Genomic DNA, 18,770 nt, shown 5'->3' with positions numbered 1-18,770 from the left:
GCAGTGGAGGAGATTCTGGGATGGATATGAATTTTGGCATGCGGGCAGAGAACCGCAAGCTGTTGGAGCGGGTCGCCACCATGGTGCGCGACGAGATCATGCCACTGGAGGCCGAATACCAGGCCGAAGTCGCCACCGGCGACCGCTGGCAGTATACCGCTCGCCAGACCGAAATCCTGGAGGGATTGAAGGCAAAGGCCAAGGCGCAGGGGCTGTGGAACTTCTGGCTTACCGATAGCGATAAGGGCTTTGGCCTGTCGACGGTGGAATATGCTTATTTCGCCGAGGAAATGGGGAAGACGCCGCTGGGAGCCGAGGTCTTCAACTGTGCCGCGCCGGACACCGGCAATATGGAAGTGTTTGAGCGTTACGGTACAGAGGCGATGAAATCGGAATGGCTGGCGCCGCTGCTAGAGGGTAAGATCCGCTCTGCCTATCTGATGACCGAACCGGATGTGGCCTCTTCGGATGCGACAAATGTGTCGATGTCCTGCGTGCGCGACGGCGATGACTATGTGCTGAACGGCGAAAAATGGTGGGCTTCGGGGGCGGGTGATCCGCGCTGTAAGGTCTATATCGTCATGGTGAAAACCGCCGGCGAGGAACAGCCCAAGCATCAGCGCCAATCCATGATCGTTGTGGGGGCGGATAGCCCTGGCATCGAAGTGCTGCGGCCAATGGAGGTATACGGTCACGACGACGCACCACACGGCCATATGCATATCCGCTTTACCAATGTGCGGGTGCCTGCGGAAAATCTGCTGCTGGGCGAGGGCCGCGGCTTTGAAATTGCCCAGGGGCGGCTTGGGCCTGGACGCATTCACCACTGCATGCGCGCCATCGGTCAGGCCGAAAGCGCGCTGGAGCAGATGTGCAAGCGGTCGCTGAACCGCGAAGCCTTTGGCAAGAAGCTGGCCCATCTGGGCGCGAACTATGACATTGTTGCGGAATGCCGGATGGAAATCGAAATGGCGCGTCTGCTCTGCCTCAAGGCGGCCTGGTACATGGACCAGGGCGATGGCCGCGCTGCCGCGCCCTGGATCAGCCAGATTAAGGTGGTGGCACCACGCGTGGCGCTGAAGGTGATTGACGAGGCCGTGCAGATGTTTGGCGGGCAGGGCGTCAGCCAGGACACGCCTCTGGCCGTTGCCTGGACCCATGTGCGCACCCTGCGTCTTGCCGATGGTCCCGATGCGGTGCACCGCCGTCAGGTGGCCCGCGCTGAGTTGAAGAAGTACACGCAGGAAAAGGTCTGATCCATGACTTCCAAGGCTCTCATGGCGCCATCGTTCTTCTCGCAAAACTCTGATGGGGTTTTTGTGGGCAATGACCCGGCGCGGGGGCCCTGGTCCGCCGATCATTGCCATGCTGGGCCGGTCACCGGCCTGGCCGCCCGCGCCGCCGAGATCGAAATCGGCGCAGAGAAAATGCTCTGCCGGCTGACACTGGATATTCTGCGCCCGCTGCCCCTGTCAGGGCTGCGGGTTGCGGCTGAAACCACCCGGCATACCCGCACATTGGCCACGACGCAGATCACCGTGCATGATCTTGACAACACCCTTTGCGCGCAGGGCACCTCTATGCATTTGGTGCGCAAGGATCTGGGCGATGTGCCAACCGCAGCGGTGGTGCCGCTAGACCGCGCCAAGGCTGTGCCTGGTCCCTTTTCCATTGGCGTCGGCCTGCATGACAAACCCTATTTCGGCCAGTTTCTGGATGTGGCCTACCCGCCAGGGTTTGACCTGCATCCGGGCCCCAAGACATTGTGGATGCGCACCCCAAACCTGCTGGAGGGCGAGCAGCAATCGCCGATTCAGTCGCTTTGTGCGCTGGCGGATTGTGGCAATGGCATCTCGTGGAATGCGCCCCCCAAGGAGATGGGGTTCATGAATACCGATCTCACCCTCAATGTGCACCGCGAGCCAGAGGGAGATTGGCATGCCTCAGAGTCCATTTCGCATTGGCACAGCAGCGGCATTGGTATGTCCCAATCAGTCTTGCAGGACGAAAAAGGCCCGGTGGCGACAGCCCTGCAGACGCTCGTTCTGCATCCGCCCAAGGCCTAACAGGACAGGCGTGATTTTATCTTACGTGGCAAACACATCCACCGGATATCCCACCCGCGCCAGATAGAGGCCGTGGCCGGGACAGACGGGCCCGCAGGCGGCGCGGTCGCGGGCGTCAAGCGCGGTTTTTACATCTAGCGGATCCCAGGCACCCGCGCCGACGCGTTCCAGTGTGCCGACAAAGCTGCGCACCTGATTGTGCAGAAAGGACCGGGCGCGCACGTGGAAATGCACCTCGGGACCGGACAGGCCCGCGACCCGCTCGATACGCAGCTCATCCAGGGTTTTCTGCGGGCTTTGCGCCTGACAGATCGACGACCGGAAAGTGGTGAAGTCATGGTTGCCCAGCAGGTGATTGGCAGCCTCCTGCATGGCCTCGACGTCCAGATCATTGTTGATCTGCCAGACCTGACCTGCGTCATGGGTTGCGGGCGCACGGCGGATCAGGATGCGGAACAGATACTGCCGCTCAAGTGCGGAAAAGCGGGCATGCCAGTCTTCATCGACAGCAGCACAGGCGACAATCGCCACCGGATTGGGCTTCAGGTGGTGGTTCAGGGCCTCTGACAGGCGAAAGGGGCTCCAGTCTTTGGCCATGTCGCAATGGGCCACCTGGCCCAGCCCATGCACCCCTGTATCGGTGCGCCCGGCTGCGGCAATGGTATGGGGGCCGGGTTCCAGCCGCGCCAGGGCATCCTCTATCGCGCCCTGCACCGAGGGTTGATCCTTTTGCCGCTGCCATCCGGCAAAGGGCTTTCCATGATATTCGACTTTGAGGGCATAACGGGGCATGGGCAGCACGTAACCCGGCAACACTGGCGAGGCAAGTGGCCTGATGCTCTGGAAACCGGGGCGGGGTCTGACTATCTTGGGCAGTGACCCAAAACAGCAGGTGCGGCGCGTGGTAGTATCGATAGTGACGGATGGCGCGGCGCGCGGGCTGGGCAGCCTTGGCAGCGCTGTCTCCTCGCGGTTTTTTGAACCTAGTCTGCGCCTTGGGGTGACGGGGCTGGCGCGGGCAGGCAAGACCGTCTTTATTACCTCTCTGGTGGCCAACCTGTTGAACCGGGGCCGTATGCTGCAGCTGGCCGCAGCGCGACAGGGGCGGATCGAGAGCGCCTATCTGCAGCCACAGCCTGACGATACGGTGCCGCGCTTTGCCTATGAGGATCACCTGGCCGCATTGACGGGACCCGCGCCGCACTGGCCCGACAGCACCCGCGCGGTGTCTGAACTGCGGCTGAGCCTGACCCTGCGGCCCGCGGGGCTGCTGTCCGGGATACAGGGATCGCGCCGCCTGCATCTGGATATTGTCGACTATCCCGGCGAATGGCTGCTGGATCTGGGCCTGTTGGACAAGACCTATGCCCAATGGTCGGCTGAAGTGTTGGCGCGGCTGCCCGCCCGGCCGGTGGCGGCCGAATTCCTGCAATTGCTGACCACCGTCGAGCCAAAAGCTCCGCATGATGAACCCAAAGCGCAGGCCCTGGCGGCGGTCTTTACCGGCTATTTGCAGGCCGCACGCGCTGCCGGGTTTTACGATTGCTCTCCGGGGCGGTTTCTGTTGCCGGGTGATCTTGCCGGTTCTCCGGTCCTGACCTTTGCGCCGATCCCCCCCGAGGAAGCGGTGACGCGTCGCAGCCTGTGGCACGAGATGGAGCGCCGCTACGAGGCCTATAAGGCCAAAGTGGTGAAACCCTTTTTTCGCGACCATTTCTCGCGGATTGATCGTCAGGTGGTGCTGGTTGACACGCTGAGCGCCATTCATTCCGGCCCGCAGGCGGTTGAGGATCTGCGCGGTGCCATGGGGGATGTGCTGGCTGCCTTTCGCCCCGGTCGCAATGGCTTCCTGACTTCGCTGTTGCGCGGCAAACGAGTGGAAAAGATCCTCTTTGCTGCAACCAAGGCCGATCACCTGCATCACCTGCAACATCCGCAGATGACCGCTATCATCGAGGCCATGACCCGCGAGGCGCGCGATCGGGCCCAGTTCGCCGGGGCCGAGACCGCCGCGCTGGCGCTTGCGGCCCTGCGCGCCACCACCGAGGAAACGCGCCAGCACGATGGGGCAGAGCTGCCCTGCGTGCGCGGCCGCCTGTTGGACAGTGGCCGCCAGGCCGCTTTTTATCCCGGTGCCTTGCCAGAGGATCCGGCGCAGCTGCTGACCCCGGCGCGACAAGGGGCCGCGCGCTGGCTGGAGGGGGAGTATCAGGCGATGCAGTTCGCCCCGGCGCCGCTGAACCTGAAACCGGGGGATGGGCCGCCGCATATCCGGCTGGACCGCGCGGCAGAGTTTTTGATCGGGGATCACCTATGACGATACCGCCCCCCGCCCCGACGGCCCCGATATTGCGCGCCGCCCAGCCTACCGATGCCGGGCGGCTGGGGGCGATCCTGTTTCAGGCACAGCAGCGGGCGCGGTGGCTGCCCAAGCTCTATGCCGAGGTCGAGATGATCGCCTTTTGCGGTGTGATGATTGACCGGGGCTGGGTCACGGTTGCCGTGCAGAATGGCGTGATTCAGGGCTTTGTGGCGCGCGATGGGGCCGAGATTTGCAGTTTGTATCTGGCGGCGGGGGCCTGCGGGCAGGGGCTGGGGGCTGCGCTGATGGACGCAGCCAAGGACACCGCGCCAATGCTCTGGCTGCGGGTGATTGCCGCCAATGAAGCCGCCCGCAGATTCTACCTGCGCCAGGGGTTCCGCGAGGCCGGGCGCAGCGATGGTTCTGATACCGCAGAGGCCCTGCCCAATATCCGCTTTGAATGGCATGACTTCTGCCAGAAAGAGACCGCCGCATGAGCCGAAAACCTGTCTTGTTTGATCTGGAAGCCGACGCAGAGAGCGATGCGCAAAGCCGGGCGGCTGGGCCTGAAATGCCTGATGTGTCAGTCGCGCCGCCGGTGCCTGATTTGATGTCATCGGATCAGGTTGGATCTGGCGGGCATGCGGCAGGGCTGGCAGCCCGGCGCCCGTCAGGGATCAGCCGCTGGTTCTTCGGTGTGGTGCTGGCGCTCTTGGGCTGTGTGGTCTCGGTTTCGGCCTGGGATTTTGCCACCGGATTGCTGATCCGCTGGCCGTTGGTCGGCTGGGTGGTCAGCGCGGGCCTGGGACTGGCGTTGTTCTTGGCCCTGATCCTGGCGCTGCGGGAATTTGCCGCCCTGGCCCGGCTAAAGCGGGTGGATGGGCTGCGGCGCGACAGCCCGGTTGCCAGTGCAGACCTTGCCGCGGCCAAGGCGCATCTTGCCCGGCTAGAGGCGTTTTACGCCGGGCGACCGGATATGTCCTGGCAGCTGGCGCGCCTGGCTGAGCGTCGCGCAGAAGTGCTGGATGCAGATACCTTGCTGATGCTGGCAGAAGAAGAGCTGCTGCTGCCCCTGGATGCCCGTGCCCTGCAAGAGGTCGAGGCCGCTGCGCGGCAGGTGGCCACGGTGACTGCGCTGGTGCCGCTTGCGCTGGCGGATGTGGTTGTGGCGCTGCTGGCCTCGGTGCGGATGATCCGCCAGGTGGCGCAGATCTACGGCGGGCGTTCAGGGCTGTTCAGTTCTTGGCGGCTGACGCGGGCGGTGCTGGCACATCTGGCCGCGACGGGGGCGGTTGCCGCTGGGGATGACCTGCTGGAGTCGGTGCTGGGCGGGTCAGTTCTGTCAAAACTGTCACGCCGGTTTGGCGAAGGCGTGGTGAACGGTGCGCTCTCGGCGCGGGTGGGGATTGCCGCCATGGAGGTCTGCCGCCCGATGCCGTTTTCCCCGCCGCACCGCCCATCAACCCGCCGGGTGATCCAGGGCGCGTTGGCGGGATTGTTCCGCCGCGAGACAGGCGGCCCATAGTCGCAGGTTTTGCAGGCATTTGGCACTTGGCCGGGGCTGGGGACTTGAACGCGGCATCGTTGCGGACAGAGAGGTCGCGCGGGGATATCAGCAGGCCTGGGTTCTTCATGCACAGGCGCACAGGTCGAATTTTGCTGTTTCCCCTGTTTTGAGGTTATCTTTTGTCCACTTCTACGCGGGAATTCTACGCTAATTTATTTTCACTATTTCCCTTTATCCACTTTCTCCATCATCAGGGGCTTCCGCTGCGCTGGGTCTGTTGAGGCCAGCGTGGTGGGTTGCCAATTCATCCGAGAGGGCGATCAGAACAGTTTGGGCGGCGCGTCCTTTGGCTGTCGCATTGCGACAATTCCGGTGCGGAAGCCTTCGCCGATGCGGTCCGCCAGGGTCCCCCACTGCAGGGCCAGCGCGGGCGAGAGTTCGGCCTGTAGCACCTGGTGAAACAGCCCGAGCCAGATCGTGAAATGTTCGGCCTGGATCTCTGGCCGGGATACATGCACCCGCATGGGATTGCCGCTATAGCTCTTCTCACGCAGGATGGCGTTGCGCCAGAACCGGGCGATCTTGGCCTCGTGCTCCGGCCAGTCGACATCGGCCACATAGCGGGCAAAGATCGGACCAAGCACCCTGTCGGCGCGCACGCGGATGTAGAACAGGGTGACAACTCGGTCGATCTGGGCGGCAGAAATATCAAAGCGCCGCATGGGGTAGTCTTGGTGGGAGTGATCTGGGCCTGGTTGATCTGGGAGCTGGCGCATCATCTGTCCTGTTTCACATAGCTTTGGCCCTGTGCTGTGCGCCAGACCTCGGGCCAGCCTGGGGGGCAATACAGTGCTGGAAATTCCTGTTATCCATATGACAGGGACGTGGTTCCGGGGCAATGGGCGGCGGCGGTGTGACGCAGCTGCTGCTGGTGGCTGCTCCGATCAGATTTGACATGCGGCGATTAGCAAACCCGCTTTGGAGTTGGGATCACAACCCCGCTTTACCCCGGCGCCCTAGCGGCCTATAACGCCCCCCATGTCCCATATCGTGGCCATCATTATTCGAATTATATCCCCGGCGCTCTGATTGAATGAGACGCCGGGCAAAGGCGCTTGAGCTATCGCGCTGCACTGAAATACCCAGTTTCCGAACCGATTATCCAAAGGACGCCACCCATGTGCGCCGAGACAGCTGACACCCCTGAATACAAGCAGACCCTGAACCTGCCCAAAACCGATTTCCCAATGCGCGCAGGCCTGCCCAAGCGCGAGCCCCACTGGCTGGAGCGCTGGGCCAAGATTGGCGTTTATGACCGGCTGCGGGAAAAGCAAGGCCGCAAGCCTTTCACGCTGCATGACGGCCCGCCCTATGCCAACGGCCATCTGCACATCGGCCATGCGCTGAACAAGACCATCAAGGACATGATCGTGCGCAGCCATCAGATGATGGGCTTTGATGCGCGTTATGTGCCGGGTTGGGATTGCCACGGCCTGCCAATCGAATGGAAGATCGAAGAGCAGTACCGCAAGAAGGGCAAGAACAAAGACGCGGTGGATGTGGTGGAATTCCGCCAGGAATGCCGCGCCTTTGCCGACAAATGGGTGGATATCCAGCGCGAAGAGTTCAAACGCCTTGGCATCACCGGCAATTGGGCCGATCCCTATCTGACGATGGATTTCCACGCCGAGGCGGTGATCGCGGCGGAATTCCAGAAGTTCCTTATGAATGGCACGCTTTATCAGGGCTCCAAGCCGGTGATGTGGTCGCCGGTTGAAAAAACTGCCTTGGCTGAGGCCGAGGTGGAATACAAGGACAAGGACAGCTTTACCGTCTGGGTGAAGTTTGCAGTCTCTGGCGGTGCCGACGATCTGGCAGGTGCCAGCGTCGTCATCTGGACCACAACCCCCTGGACCATCCCGTCCAACAAGGCGGTGGTCTACGGCGAAACATTCGATTACGGCCTCTATGAGGTCACTGACGCGCCGGAAGAATGCTGGGCCGCCAAGGGCGACCGCTTCCTGCTGGCCGACAAGCTGGCAGGCGATGTCTTCAAACGGGCCCGTCTGGAAGAGGGCATGTATACCCGTGTGCGCTCTGTGCCGGCCGAAGAACTCTCTGGCCTTTCGCTGGCCCACCCCCTTGCTGGGGCCGAAGGCTCCAATGGCGAATGGGACGCGCCGCGTGATTTCCGCGCCGCCCCCTTTGTGACCGATGAAGAGGGCACTGGCTTTGTGCACTGCGCGCCAAGTCACGGGATGGAGGAATTCGAACTCTATCGCGATCTCGGCATGCTGGAAGACGTCATCACCTATAACGTGATGGATGATGGCGGTTTCCGCGCCGATCTGCCGTTCTTTGGTGGCAAATACATCCTCAACCGCAAGGGCGGCGAGGGAGATGCAAACAAGGCGATCATCGACAAGCTGGTCGAGGTCGGCGGGCTGCTGGCGCGTGGCAAGATCAAGCACAGCTACCCGCATTCCTGGCGTTCCAAGGCACCGATCATCTATCGCAACACGCCGCAGTGGTTTGCCAGCGTTGACCGCCCCGTTGGCGATGGTCAGGACGAGATGGGTACAACCATCCGCGAACGTGCCCTGCGTTCCATCGACGAACTGGTGAAATGGACGCCGCAGCGCGGTCGTAACCGGCTCTATTCCATGATCGAGAGCCGCCCTGACTGGGTGCTGTCGCGCCAGCGCGCCTGGGGCGTGCCGCTGACCTGCTTTGTGAAAAAGGGTCTGTTGCCGACCGATGAAGGCTTCCTGCTGCGCGACGACGCGGTCAATGCTCGTATCGTTGCAGCCTTTGAGGCTGAAGGCGCCGATGCCTGGTATCTGGACGGTGCCAAGGAACGATTCCTGGGATCGGACTACAATGCAGAGGAGTGGGAGCAGGTCTTTGACGTGCTCGACGTCTGGTTTGATTCCGGCTCAACCCATGCCTTTGTGCTGCGCGACCGCAAAGATGGCACCGAAGATGGCATTGCCGATGTCTATATGGAAGGCACAGATCAGCACCGCGGCTGGTTCCACTCTTCCTTGTTGCAGGCCTGCGGCACCAAGGGGCGCGCACCCTATCGCAATGTGGTGACGCATGGGTTTACCCTGGATGGCAAGGGCAACAAGATGTCCAAATCCCTGGGCAATACCATCGTGCCGGAAGAAATCGTCAAGCAATACGGTGCCGATATTCTGCGGCTCTGGGTGGCGCAGACTGATTACACCTCGGATCAGCGCATCGGGCCTGAAATCCTGAAAGGCACGGCTGACAGCTATCGCCGCCTGCGCAATACCATGCGCTATATGCTGGGTTCCCTGCACGATTTCACCGAAGATCAGCGGGTTGCGGCAGAGGATATGCCCGAGCTGGAGCAATGGGTTCTGCACCGTCTGGCAGAGCTGGATCATCAGGTGCGCACCGGCTATCAAGCCTTTGATTTCAATGGCGTCTGGCAAGCCGTCTTTACCTTTGCCACCGTTGATCTTTCCGCCTTCTACTTTGATGTGCGCAAGGATGCGCTCTATTGTGATGGGGACACGCTGAACGCGCGCGCCGCCCGCACGGTGCTGGATATCCTGTTCCATCGGATCACCACCTGGCTGGCGCCGATCCTGGTCTTCACCATGGAGGAAGTCTGGCTTGAACGCTTCCCTGGTGACGAAAGCTCGGTACATTTGACCGATATCCCCGAGACACCGGGCGATTGGCTGAATGAGCCGCTGGCGGCGAAATGGGCAAAGATCCGGCAGGCCCGCCGGGTGGTCACTGCGGCACTAGAGGTACAGCGTATCGACAAGGTGATCGGCGCCTCTCTTGAGGCCCATCCGGTGGTTCATCTGCGCGATGCAGAGGTTCTTGAACTGCTGAAATCGGTGAACTTTGCGGATATCTGCATCACCTCTGATATCAGCCTGACAGGTGATCCTGCACCGGACGAAGCCTTCCGCATGCCCGAGGTCGAGGGGATCTCGGTAGTGTTTGAAAAGGCCGAGGGCGATAAATGCCAGCGGTGCTGGAAGATTCTGCCGGATGTTGGAACCTATACCCATGCGGGTGTCTGTGGGCGCTGCGAGGCGGCACTGGCCTGATCCTCGGATCAAACCGCTGTGACAAATCTGAAAAAGGCCCCCGAAACCGGGGGCCTTTTGTTTTGTGAAACACTGGAAACCCAGGGGGATCGGAGCTCAGCTGGTCACCGCAATAGCACTGCGGGCGTCGCGATATGCGCGCTCTGCGATCAGGCTGCTGGCGGGCTTGGGGCCGGGGGCATAGCTCGACGCCTGAACCAGGAAATGCGCCATCAAGGCCTGTTCACTATAGCGACCGCGTCCCAGCGCCTGATCGCGGGCAGCATCCAACGCCGGACCCGGAGACCGGTTCGGGGAATGGGCCGCTGACTTGCCGGAGACAGGAGAGACGCCGCCGCTCAGCGCGGTCTGGCGCTGGATGGCGCGATTCCAGCCTTGGGACTTACCCTCATTCAGGCTTGCATCCATCGCCGGAACACCTGCCTTATAAGACGCTGCTACGCTATTGCCGTGAAAGCCGGACCCAATCGCCGAAAACATGATACACCTATTTGTTGTTACTCCCTCAGTTTAACTGAATTTTAATAAAGCCATATCCTCCCCTTGGGTCACCGGAAGGGGAAATCAGGATAGGACCTATACGAATGTGTCTCTTGTCGCGGTGGGATACCCTGCAAAGGTTTGCACTGTGCTTTGGCAGATCTGCGTGGTTAACATGATTCACTGTAAGTGATGTGGAGAATGCCAAGGTGCCTTCAGCGACAGTTGATACCCCCGTCGGCCCCCTGTGCCTGAGTGAAGCAGACGGTGCTATCACCGGGCTGGGCTGGCAGTGGGGCGGGGCGGATGACACGGCGCTGCTGCGTCGGGCGGTTGAACAGATAGAGGCTTATTTTGCTGGTGAATTGCAGATCTTTGATCTACCGCTGCACGTCGCGGGATCTGATTTCCAGCGCGCGGTCTGCGACGCCATGCGGCAAATCCCACTGGGAGAAACCCGAACCTATGGCGATTTGGCCAGGGTACTCAAGGCGCCACCACAGCCAATAGGCAATGCCTGTGGGGCCAACCCCATTCCAGTGATCATTCCCTGTCATCGGGTGCTGGGGGCGAATGGTCTGGGTGGGTTTTCCGGCCGGGGCGGGGTTGAAACCAAGGTTGCCCTGCTAAAACACGAAGGTGCCGCCGGTCTGCTGATATAGTGCTGCACAATGCCACGCCCGGTGAAGACTTGGGGAAAAGAGCGCCCGGACCGGATCACAGAGTGGGATCTGTCGGCCCGGGCTGGGCGGCTTTGCTTGCGGCAGGCTTGTTTCGCAGGGGGCGCGGTACGGAGCCGGGTGCTTAGCGTTTTTCGGGGATGATCTGCTGGGCAATGCCAACAAAGACCAGATAGATCGAGGTCACAATCAGCCCCCAATGCGCCCAGCTTTCAGGATGGAAATCGACCCAGGCGGCCCAACCGGCAAAAAAGGTCCAGGCCAGCGCGATGGGCAGCGACAGGCGACGCCAACGCTCGGTGCGGACGGGATGGATGAATTTCAGCGGCAGGAACATGGCAACAGACAGTAGCGTTACCAGTACCAGAATGGTCCAGTGATTGGGTTCTAGCGCAAAAATCACCAGCACCAGCATATTCCAGCAGCCGGGAAATCCGGAAAAGGAATTGTCCTTGGTCTTCATCCGGGTATCGGCAAAATACATTGCGCTGGCAAAGGTGATGACGATGATCGCAAACCAGCCGGTCCATCCCGACATCAAGTCTGATTTGAACAGTGCAAAGGCCGGGATGAAGACATATGTCAGGTAGTCGATGATCAGATCCAGCAAGACGCCGTCAAACTGCGGCGCATAGCGTTTCACCTGATAGTGGCGGGCCAGCGGGCCATCGACACCATCCACCGCAAAGGCAACCACCAGCCAGACAAACATCAGGCTCCATTTGGCGTCCACGGCTGCCAGCATGGACAGCATGGCAAAAACAGCGCCTGTTGCGGTGAGAAGGTGAACGGAGAGGGCGCGGATCTGTGGTGTCATGCCCCCGTGATGGCGAATTTCATCCGCGGCTGCAAGGCTTCAGTGCAGCCAAACGGGCGATTCGTCGTGGGCCTGAAGCAGTTTTCTTGCATTCAACTGTGCCTGCCGCAGCACCATTCTGGCCCGGCTGGTGCCTGGAGCCGGTAGGTCGGGCCTGCGGTTTTTGTGTGGCATCTGGGGAAAGCGGATCTGCGAGGGTGCAGGCGAAGGCGCCGCTGGGGCAGGATGAAGCGAGAGCGTTTCAAATGTCATCTTTTGGCATCCTTTCTGGAGCATCGGGTGCCTTTAGATACGGGTGAAGGGATTAACCACTCATGCAGTCCCGCGTGAATATTAGCTCAAATTTTAGCGGGTGCCGGGGCAGGGGGTAGACGGGCCGCTGATGCCAGGCCGCTGATGACGAGTCACGCCTTGGGGTGGCTGCGGTTGTAAACTGCCATCAGATGGGCGGTATCCACCGCGGTATAGGCCTGGGTCGTCGACAGTGACGAATGCCCCAGCAGTTCTTGGATGGCGCGCAGGTCTCCGCCCGCTTCCAGCAGGTGGGTGGCAAAGCTGTGGCGCAGCGCATGTGGCGTGGCACTGGCCGGCAGGCCCAGCTGGGCGCGAGTCTGGGCCATCACCGTCTGGATCTGGCGGGGGTTCAGCGCCCCGCCGCGCACGCCACGAAACAGCGGCTTGTCGTCTTCTTGCGGATGGGGCGACAGGGCGAGATACCGGTCGACGGCACTGCGGGCGGCTGCGATCACCGGCACCAGTCGTTCCTTGCCACCCTTGCCTGTTATGCGCAGGCTGTTTGGCAGTGGCGCTGCGCTGCCGGGCAGTGCCAGCGCTTCAGAGATACGCAGGCCACAGCCATAGAGCAGGGTGACCACAGCCACATCACGTGCAGCCACCCAGCTTTTGCTCGATTGCATCTCGACGGTGTCCAAGACCGCGCGGGCGGCATCTTCTGCGAGGGGGCGCGGCAATTTCTTTTGAAACTTGGGGGCGCGTGCCGCCAGGACGGCTGTCGGTTCAAACCCTTCCCGTTCGGCCAGCCAGCGATAGAAGCTCTTCACCGCCGAAAGCTTGCGCGCCAGAGAGCGCGGGCCAGTGCCGCTGTTGCGCTCCTGTGCCATCCAGGCCCGCATATCCGAAGTGCTGATCTGCGCCAATGCGCCCAGTCCCTGACGCGCGCCGCTATGGGTGGTCATGAAGCTGAGAAACCCAGTCAGGTCCCCCTGATAGGCGTTGATGGTATTGGCCGCAGCCCCTTCGAGCGCGCTAAGCCCCTGTAGCCACAGCTGCAAGGCGTCGCGGCCGGCGGGGGAAATCAGAGAAGGGGCGGCGTCTGTCGTCTTCATGCGGGGCCCTTCATATGGAAGCCGTCATGTTTGTTTGCCAGTTCTTATTGTACCAGTGTTTCCGTGTGCCCATGGTACAGTGTCTCCAGGCTGCAGGGATCAGGACAACCAGCGGCACATGCTGCGTTCAAATACCCCGGCAAAAAAGGTCAGAAGATCAGTGCCATGCTGCGGGGTGAACTGGTTGGGATCCGCGGATCCCAGCACCAAGAGCCCCGGCAGGCGTCCGGTGCCCAGGTCCAGCCTCAGACAGGCCTCTGATCGGATGTCCTGCGCCTTTGCGCCAAACACACTGTCCGTGCCAGCCTGCAGCTGGCGCAGCAGAACGCGGCGCTGTGGATCGCCACGCCCGGTATCGGCGTAGTAGTTGACAAAGCCAGGGGCGGCGACTTTCAGCACTTCGCCCATGCGCGCAGCCGCGGCGGTGCCGTCATCCTGATGCGTTTCCAGCACGAGTGCCACGCAGTCTACCCGCAGGATCTCTGCCAGATCGGTGTTGAGTGTGTGCAAAAATCCGGGAAAATCGACAGGATCCAGCAGGCGCAAAACTGCGCGGTGGATCTGATTCGTGCCGGCCAGGTTTTCATAGGCCGCTGCAATCACCGAACGGTGGGTATCTTCCAGCCGATCCAGCCGTGCCTCCATACGTTCCATCGCAATGCCACGCAGGTCAACGATATTGGCCCCCATGGCACGATCACTGGCCGAAACCAGGGCATCCATCAGGCCCTGATCTTCGAGAACCGCGTCTGGCTTTGCCAGAATTGCATCGCGCAGGGGAGCGTCTAGTTTGGCTGTTGTGCTGCTCATTCTTGAACCTCTATTGGGCGTTTGGCCTAGGGTATAACACAGGCCTTGCGGCAAAGTGGCTAAAAAATCCTTACGGGCAGGAAAAGGCCTAAAGGCCCTGCGCAGCGCCAGAGGGTCGATTGCGGGAGGGCGGAACGGTTCTGTATGGGGCTGGGACAGGGCAAGGGGGCGCTCCCGCCCAGGGCGGCTGGATCAAAGATCCCTTGCCCCGGTTGGGCCGGGCGCCGGGCTTTGCCCGGCGCAAAAGACAGGGGCTGAGAAGCGGTTTAGGGGCTGGACTGCCCCTAAACGCGCCTTTGCAAGTCTATAAGGGCTATTGCGGCCTCAAGGGCAAGCCGCGCCAGAGGCGCGGGCGCTTGCGCGCCCCTTGACCCCGAAAAAGCAAAAAAAGGCAGCGACTGGGCTGGCAATGAGACCTGTCAGAGATGGGCTGGATGATTCGTGATCTGGGTCAACGGATATCGTTGATTGCCAAGCGCTGGCCAGGGCGCCGAGGCGGGATGCGGCGATTGTCGAGCCGCGCGGTGGTGGCCCCGATCTGTTGGAGCCACCATCACCAAGTTCATACCGGTGGGCGTATGCGCAATATCCTTACAGGATTTTGATATCGGCGGCTTTGATGTCATCCAGGAAAGTTGCCAGGCCCTTGTCGGTCAGTGGGTGGTTGGCCAGTGATTTGATCACGGCAGGGGGGGCGGTGATCACATCGGCACCGATCAGGGCGCTGTCGAGGATATGGTTGGCCGAGCGGATCGAGGCGGCGAGGATTTCGGTATCGAAGCCATAGTTGTCATAGATCTGGCGGATATCGTTGATCAACTCCATGCCGTCTAGGTTGATATCGTCGAGGCGGCCAATGAAGGGTGAAATGAATGTGGCGCCGGCCTTGGCGGCGATCAGCGCCTGATTGGCCGAGAAGCAGAGCGTCACATTGACCATATGGCCATCATCGGACAGGACCTTGCAGGCCTTGAGGCCATCCCATGTCAGCGGCACTTTGACGGCGATGTTTTCGGCGATTTCGACCAGCTTGCGGCCCTCGGCGATCATGGTCTCGGCGTCTGTCGCGGTGACCTCGGCAGAGACGGGGCCGGTGACCATGGCGCAGATCTCTTTGGTGACCTCGATAATGTCACGGCCGGATTTTTTGATCAGCGAGGGGTTGGTGGTTACACCGTCTACCATTCCAAGGTCGTTCAGCTCGGCGATGGCGTCGATTTCGGCGGTATCTACAAAGAATTTCATCGGCAGGGATCCTTTTGGGAAAGTTTGGCCTTGATTGCGCTAGCCTTTAGCGCATGGCGCAGGCATTAAAAAGCCCCGAGGTTTGGAGGCGGTACAGGTGAGCGGGCAGGAATTTTTCCATCAGGGCGACAGGGTGGCTGTACTGACCGCGCAACCTCTTGATCGGCTTTTGGATTATCGCGCCCCCGAGGGCGGTTGTTTTCGCGGTGCCTTTGTCGAGGTGCCGCTGGGGCCGCGCAAGGTTCTGGGGGTTATCTGGGGCGCGGGGGGCGGTGACTTTGATTCGGCCAAGCTGCGGCAGGTCAATCGGGTGCTGGATGTGGCACCGATGCGCGAAGAGATGCGCCAGTTCCTAGGCAAGGCCGCCGAATACACCCTGACGCCGATGTCGGCGATGCTACGGCTGGCTACCCGCGCGCCGGGGCTGGCAGATCCGCCGTCGATGCGCCGGGTGCTGCGTCTCGGCGATAAGGAACCCGACCGGATGACACCGGCCCGTGGCAAGGTGCTTGCGGTGATGGATGAGTTCGCCTCCATGGCCTTTACCCCGAAAGAGCTGGCCGACATGGCCGGGGTGACGCCTTCGGTAGTCAAGGGGCTGGTGACCCAGGGGACGCTGCGCGAGGAAGAGACCCCTCGGGATTTGCCCTATCCTGTGTTGGACCCCGCACGCCCTGGCAAAGAGCTGACAGCGGATCAGGCCAGCGCGGCCTTGACCCTGGCGGCGGGCGTCGAAAGCGGCGCCTATGGCACCACCTTGCTGAAGGGGGTGACGGGGTCGGGCAAGACCGAGGTCTATCTGGAAGCGGTTGCGGCCTGTCTGCGTAAGGGGCGCCAGGCGCTGGTGCTCTTGCCTGAAATTGCCCTGACGGCGGAGTTTTTGAAACGTGTCGAGGTGCGTTTTGGGGCCACCCCCGCCGAGTGGCATTCCGGTGCCACCATGACAGAACGCCGCCGGGTCTGGCGAATGCTGGGGCAGGGGAACGCGCAGCTGGTGATCGGCGCGCGGTCGGCGTTGTTTCTGCCATTTCGCGATCTCGGGCTGATCATTGTCGATGAAGAACACGACACCGCCTACAAGCAGGAAGAGGGGGTGCTGTATAATGCCCGCGATATGGCAGTGCTGCGTGCGGCCATGTGTTCGGCGCAGGTAGTTCTGGCCTCGGCCACGCCCAGCCTGGAAACCTGGGCCAATGCAGAGGCGGGAAAATATCAACGGGTCGATCTGACCGCGCGTTTTGGTACCGCCGTGCTGCCCACGATGCGCGCTGTGGATATGCGCAACGAGGATCTTGCCCCCGCCACCTGGATTTCGCCGCGCCTGAAATCGGCGATGCAGGATCGGATCAGCCGGGGCGAACAATCGCTGCTGTTCCTCAATCGGCGGGGGTTTGCGCCGCTGACCATCTGCCGCGCCTGTGGGGCGCAGGTGGCCTGTGACAATTGTGATGCGCGCATGGTGGAGCATCGCTTTATGAAGCGGTTGATGTGCCATCAGTGCGGCGAGACAAAGCCGATCCCCGAGGTCTGCCCCTCCTGTCAGGTGGAGGGCAAGATGGCCCCGGTTGGGCCGGGTATTGAACGGTTGGGAGAAGAGGCCGCAGCGCTGTTCCCGCAGGCGCGCATTGCGGTGCTGAGTTCTGATCTTTTTGGATCAGCCCGGGCGCTGAAGGCGCGGATCGAAGAAATTGCCGCCGGAGAGGCCGATATCATTTTGGGCACCCAGCTGGTGGCCAAGGGGCATAACTTCCCCCTGTTGACCCTGGTGGGGGTGATTGATGCGGATCTTGGATTGCAGGGCTCTGACCTGCGGGCCGGAGAGCGCACCTTTCAGCTGATGCGCCAGGTGGCGGGGCGGGCGGGGCGCGCGGAACGCCCCGGAGAGGCCCTATTGCAGACCTTTCAGCCGGAACATCCGGTTATTCGCGCGATCCTGAGTGGCGACGAAGAGGCCTTTTGGGCGGCCGAAGCGGCACAGCGCCGCGAAGCCGGGGTGCCGCCCTATGGGCGCATGGCGGGGATCATCCTGTCAGGAACGGATCTGGCGCAGGTGTTTGATCTGGGCAATGCGCTGGCGCGCAACGATGGCCCGTTGCGTCAGGTTGGAGCCCAGCTATTCGGCCCGGCGCCTGCGCCGATCGCCCGAGTGCGGGGGCGTCACCGGGTGCGGTTGCTGGTCAAGGCGGCCAAGGGGGTGCCGTTGCAGGTGGCCCTGACCCGGTGGATCCAGCCCTTTCGCATGAAGGGCGATCTGCGCCTCAGCATCGATATCGACCCGCAGAACTTTTTCTAAACCTCCGGGACGAGGCAAAGCCTAGGCTGTGGCGGGCTGGAGACGCTGATCAATCAGCAGATCTGTCGCCATTGCCCCGATCCACATGCAAAACAGCGCCAGCCAGGCGGTGCCAGCAAAAATGGATCCACCGGTGACACCTGCGCCAATGGCACAGCCACCGGCCAACATGCCGCCAAAGCCCATCAGAACCGCGCCCATCATCGCCTTGCGCATGGTTGCGGTATCGTCAAAGGCCTGCAATTTCATCTCGCCCGCAGACCAGGCCGCCAGCATCGCGCCGATAAAGACGCCGGGAACCAGGCCGATGTCAAAATCCAGAACGGCATTGCGGTCGAGAAAAAACATCAGCGTATGCGCCGAGGGTCCGGTGAAGGTGGCGCTTTCGATCTGCACCGGATCAAAGGCAACCTGGCTCAACCCATAGGTCAGCACCCAGCCCAGTGCCACGGCAAAGCCGACGCCAGAGGCAAAGACCAGCCGCGCCGCACTAATCCGATTGTGCCGCGACAGTGCCAGCGCAAGAGCCGCGATGGCCAGCCCAAGTGCCAGACCGCCCCAGTCGGGCAGGCCAAATTCCACCAGCAAATCCATATTGCGCCCGCCCGTGGTAACCCAGAGCTGGGCAAGTGTGTCGCGCAGCGGCGACAACATGCCAGAGAGGCTCATCTGGGCCACCACGGCAAAGATCAGCCCAGAGACAACTGAGCGCAGATTGCCAGTAGCGGCCAACACCAGAAGCCGCCCTGAACAGCCCCTGGCCAGCACCATGCCAACGCCAAAGATCAGCCCGCCCAAGATGGCACCAGACCAACTGCCCGGCACTGCCATCATTCGGGCGTCTGCCCTGTGCATCAGGCCCAAAAGCTCGGCCATCTGCACCCAGACCACGGCGGTGGAAAAGGTCAGCAGCCAGACAGCCATCCGATCGCCCAGCTGGCCGCGGGCAAATTCCACCGTGGCAGCGCGCAGGCAAAACCGAGAGCGCTGGGCCGCGATGCCAAAGGTGACGCCGGTCACCAGACCAAAGAGCGCCGCCAAGGGCGCTTCGCCCAGGCGTTCGGCCAGGGTCTCTATCAGCAGAAGCAAATCCATGCCTTGGCCCTTTCCCAGAAGAATTCAATAAATCA

The 18,770-nt window shown here is 61.7% G+C and carries 16 protein-coding genes; 8 read left to right on the top strand and 8 right to left on the bottom strand.

The genetic code is table 11. The features are described 5' to 3' along the window. Positions 1-20 precede the first annotated feature (20 nt). Both P2081_RS03025 and P2081_RS03020 read left to right on the top strand, forming a co-directional pair. On the top strand, positions 21-1,256 hold the full coding sequence (locus P2081_RS03025) for an acyl-CoA dehydrogenase family protein (RefSeq protein ID WP_278921386.1): 1,236 nt from the start codon (positions 21-23) through the stop codon (positions 1,254-1,256). Positions 1,257-1,259: 3 nt separating this feature from the next. After that, the gene (locus tag P2081_RS03020; RefSeq protein WP_278921385.1) at positions 1,260-2,066 is read left to right on the top strand and encodes a thioesterase family protein; all 807 of its coding nucleotides are present in this window, start codon (positions 1,260-1,262) and stop codon (positions 2,064-2,066) included. Positions 2,067-2,087: 21 nt separating this feature from the next. On the opposite strand, the gene truA is transcribed toward P2081_RS03020, so the two are convergent. Then, entirely contained in the window at positions 2,088-2,858 is a 771-nt protein-coding gene (truA, locus tag P2081_RS03015; RefSeq protein ID WP_278921384.1) for a tRNA pseudouridine(38-40) synthase TruA, read from the bottom strand. 124 nt (positions 2,859-2,982) lie between these two features. On the opposite strand from truA, the gene P2081_RS03010 reads away from it, so the two are divergent. The 3 genes from P2081_RS03010 to P2081_RS03000 are packed head-to-tail and all read left to right on the top strand — an operon-like array spanning position 2,983 to position 5,893. Continuing rightward, entirely contained in the window at positions 2,983-4,383 is a 1,401-nt protein-coding gene (locus P2081_RS03010) for a YcjX family GTP-binding protein (protein ID WP_438826524.1), read from the top strand. Next, positions 4,380-4,865 (top strand): GNAT family N-acetyltransferase, encoded by a 486-nt coding sequence (locus tag P2081_RS03005; protein WP_278921382.1) that lies wholly within the window; start codon positions 4,380-4,382, stop codon positions 4,863-4,865. The genes P2081_RS03010 and P2081_RS03005 overlap by 4 nt, the downstream gene beginning before the upstream one ends. Then, positions 4,862-5,893 (top strand): YcjF family protein, encoded by a 1,032-nt coding sequence (locus P2081_RS03000; RefSeq protein WP_278921381.1) that lies wholly within the window; start codon positions 4,862-4,864, stop codon positions 5,891-5,893. Before P2081_RS03005 ends, P2081_RS03000 begins: the two co-directional genes overlap by 4 nt. Positions 5,894-6,195: 302 nt before the next feature. Here P2081_RS03000 and P2081_RS02995 read toward each other — a convergent pair whose 3' ends face one another. Beyond that, positions 6,196-6,597 (bottom strand): group III truncated hemoglobin, encoded by a 402-nt coding sequence (locus P2081_RS02995; protein WP_278921380.1) that lies wholly within the window; start codon positions 6,595-6,597, stop codon positions 6,196-6,198. A gap of 456 nt (positions 6,598-7,053) precedes the next feature. On the opposite strand from P2081_RS02995, the gene ileS reads away from it, so the two are divergent. Further along, positions 7,054-9,969 (top strand): isoleucine--tRNA ligase, encoded by a 2,916-nt coding sequence (gene ileS, locus P2081_RS02990; protein ID WP_278921379.1) that lies wholly within the window; start codon positions 7,054-7,056, stop codon positions 9,967-9,969. 96 nt (positions 9,970-10,065) lie between these two features. On the opposite strand, the gene P2081_RS02985 is transcribed toward ileS, so the two are convergent. Then, the gene (locus P2081_RS02985) at positions 10,066-10,449 is read right to left on the bottom strand and encodes a hypothetical protein (protein ID WP_278921378.1); all 384 of its coding nucleotides are present in this window, start codon (positions 10,447-10,449) and stop codon (positions 10,066-10,068) included. Between the two features lie 209 nt (positions 10,450-10,658). On the opposite strand from P2081_RS02985, the gene P2081_RS02980 reads away from it, so the two are divergent. Then, positions 10,659-11,111, top strand: coding sequence for a methylated-DNA--[protein]-cysteine S-methyltransferase (locus P2081_RS02980; RefSeq protein ID WP_278921377.1), 453 nt, complete (start codon positions 10,659-10,661; stop codon positions 11,109-11,111). A 142-nt stretch (positions 11,112-11,253) separates the two neighbouring features. Here the strand turns inward: P2081_RS02980 and P2081_RS02975 are convergent, their stop codons facing one another. From P2081_RS02975 to fsa, 4 genes are all read right to left on the bottom strand, one after another. Then, the gene (locus tag P2081_RS02975; RefSeq protein ID WP_278921376.1) at positions 11,254-11,946 is read right to left on the bottom strand and encodes a CDP-alcohol phosphatidyltransferase family protein; all 693 of its coding nucleotides are present in this window, start codon (positions 11,944-11,946) and stop codon (positions 11,254-11,256) included. A gap of 404 nt (positions 11,947-12,350) precedes the next feature. After that, positions 12,351-13,292: a tyrosine recombinase XerC gene (locus P2081_RS02970; protein ID WP_278921375.1), complete on the bottom strand. Its 942-nt coding sequence runs from the start codon at positions 13,290-13,292 to the stop codon at positions 12,351-12,353. Positions 13,293-13,391: 99 nt separating this feature from the next. After that, complete coding sequence (locus tag P2081_RS02965) at positions 13,392-14,102, bottom strand: DUF484 family protein (protein WP_278921374.1); 711 nt, start codon at positions 14,100-14,102, stop codon at positions 13,392-13,394. 591 nt (positions 14,103-14,693) lie between these two features. After that, the gene (gene fsa, locus P2081_RS02960; protein ID WP_278921373.1) at positions 14,694-15,347 is read right to left on the bottom strand and encodes a fructose-6-phosphate aldolase; all 654 of its coding nucleotides are present in this window, start codon (positions 15,345-15,347) and stop codon (positions 14,694-14,696) included. A 97-nt stretch (positions 15,348-15,444) separates the two neighbouring features. Here fsa and P2081_RS02955 point away from each other — a divergent pair, with 97 nt between their 5' ends. Beyond that, complete coding sequence (locus P2081_RS02955; protein WP_278921372.1) at positions 15,445-17,640, top strand: primosomal protein N'; 2,196 nt, start codon at positions 15,445-15,447, stop codon at positions 17,638-17,640. 21 nt (positions 17,641-17,661) lie between these two features. Here P2081_RS02955 and P2081_RS02950 read toward each other — a convergent pair whose 3' ends face one another. Further along, the gene (locus P2081_RS02950) at positions 17,662-18,735 is read right to left on the bottom strand and encodes a YeeE/YedE family protein (RefSeq protein WP_278921371.1); all 1,074 of its coding nucleotides are present in this window, start codon (positions 18,733-18,735) and stop codon (positions 17,662-17,664) included. Positions 18,736-18,770: the final 35 nt, after the last annotated feature.

Source organism: Pseudophaeobacter profundi, from assembly GCF_029697505.1.
In the GTDB taxonomy this organism is placed as follows: Bacteria; Pseudomonadota; Alphaproteobacteria; order Rhodobacterales; family Rhodobacteraceae; genus Pseudophaeobacter; species Pseudophaeobacter profundi.
The sequence above is the reverse complement of the archived record's forward strand: the minus strand, read 5'-3'. Positions and strand labels throughout refer to the sequence as shown.

What these genes read in the sequence shown, in the direction of transcription:
- P2081_RS02975 (WP_278921376.1), bottom strand. Translation starts at nt 11,946, where the DNA reads ATGACACCACAGATCCGCGCCCTCTCCGTTCACCTTCTCACCGCAACA.
- P2081_RS02970 (WP_278921375.1), bottom strand. Translation starts at nt 13,292, where the DNA reads ATGAAGACGACAGACGCCGCCCCTTCTCTGATTTCCCCCGCCGGCCGC.
- P2081_RS02985 (WP_278921378.1), bottom strand. Translation starts at nt 10,449, where the DNA reads ATGTTTTCGGCGATTGGGTCCGGCTTTCACGGCAATAGCGTAGCAGCG.
- P2081_RS02965 (WP_278921374.1), bottom strand. Translation starts at nt 14,102, where the DNA reads ATGAGCAGCACAACAGCCAAACTAGACGCTCCCCTGCGCGATGCAATT.
- P2081_RS03005 (WP_278921382.1), top strand. Translation starts at nt 4,380, where the DNA reads ATGACGATACCGCCCCCCGCCCCGACGGCCCCGATATTGCGCGCCGCC.
- ileS (WP_278921379.1), top strand. Translation starts at nt 7,054, where the DNA reads ATGTGCGCCGAGACAGCTGACACCCCTGAATACAAGCAGACCCTGAAC.
- P2081_RS03020 (WP_278921385.1), top strand. Translation starts at nt 1,260, where the DNA reads ATGACTTCCAAGGCTCTCATGGCGCCATCGTTCTTCTCGCAAAACTCT.
- P2081_RS03000 (WP_278921381.1), top strand. Translation starts at nt 4,862, where the DNA reads ATGAGCCGAAAACCTGTCTTGTTTGATCTGGAAGCCGACGCAGAGAGC.
- P2081_RS02995 (WP_278921380.1), bottom strand. Translation starts at nt 6,597, where the DNA reads ATGCGGCGCTTTGATATTTCTGCCGCCCAGATCGACCGAGTTGTCACC.
- truA (WP_278921384.1), bottom strand. Translation starts at nt 2,858, where the DNA reads ATGCCCCGTTATGCCCTCAAAGTCGAATATCATGGAAAGCCCTTTGCC.
- P2081_RS03025 (WP_278921386.1), top strand. Translation starts at nt 21, where the DNA reads ATGGATATGAATTTTGGCATGCGGGCAGAGAACCGCAAGCTGTTGGAG.
- P2081_RS02950 (WP_278921371.1), bottom strand. Translation starts at nt 18,735, where the DNA reads ATGGATTTGCTTCTGCTGATAGAGACCCTGGCCGAACGCCTGGGCGAA.
- fsa (WP_278921373.1), bottom strand. Translation starts at nt 15,347, where the DNA reads ATGAAATTCTTTGTAGATACCGCCGAAATCGACGCCATCGCCGAGCTG.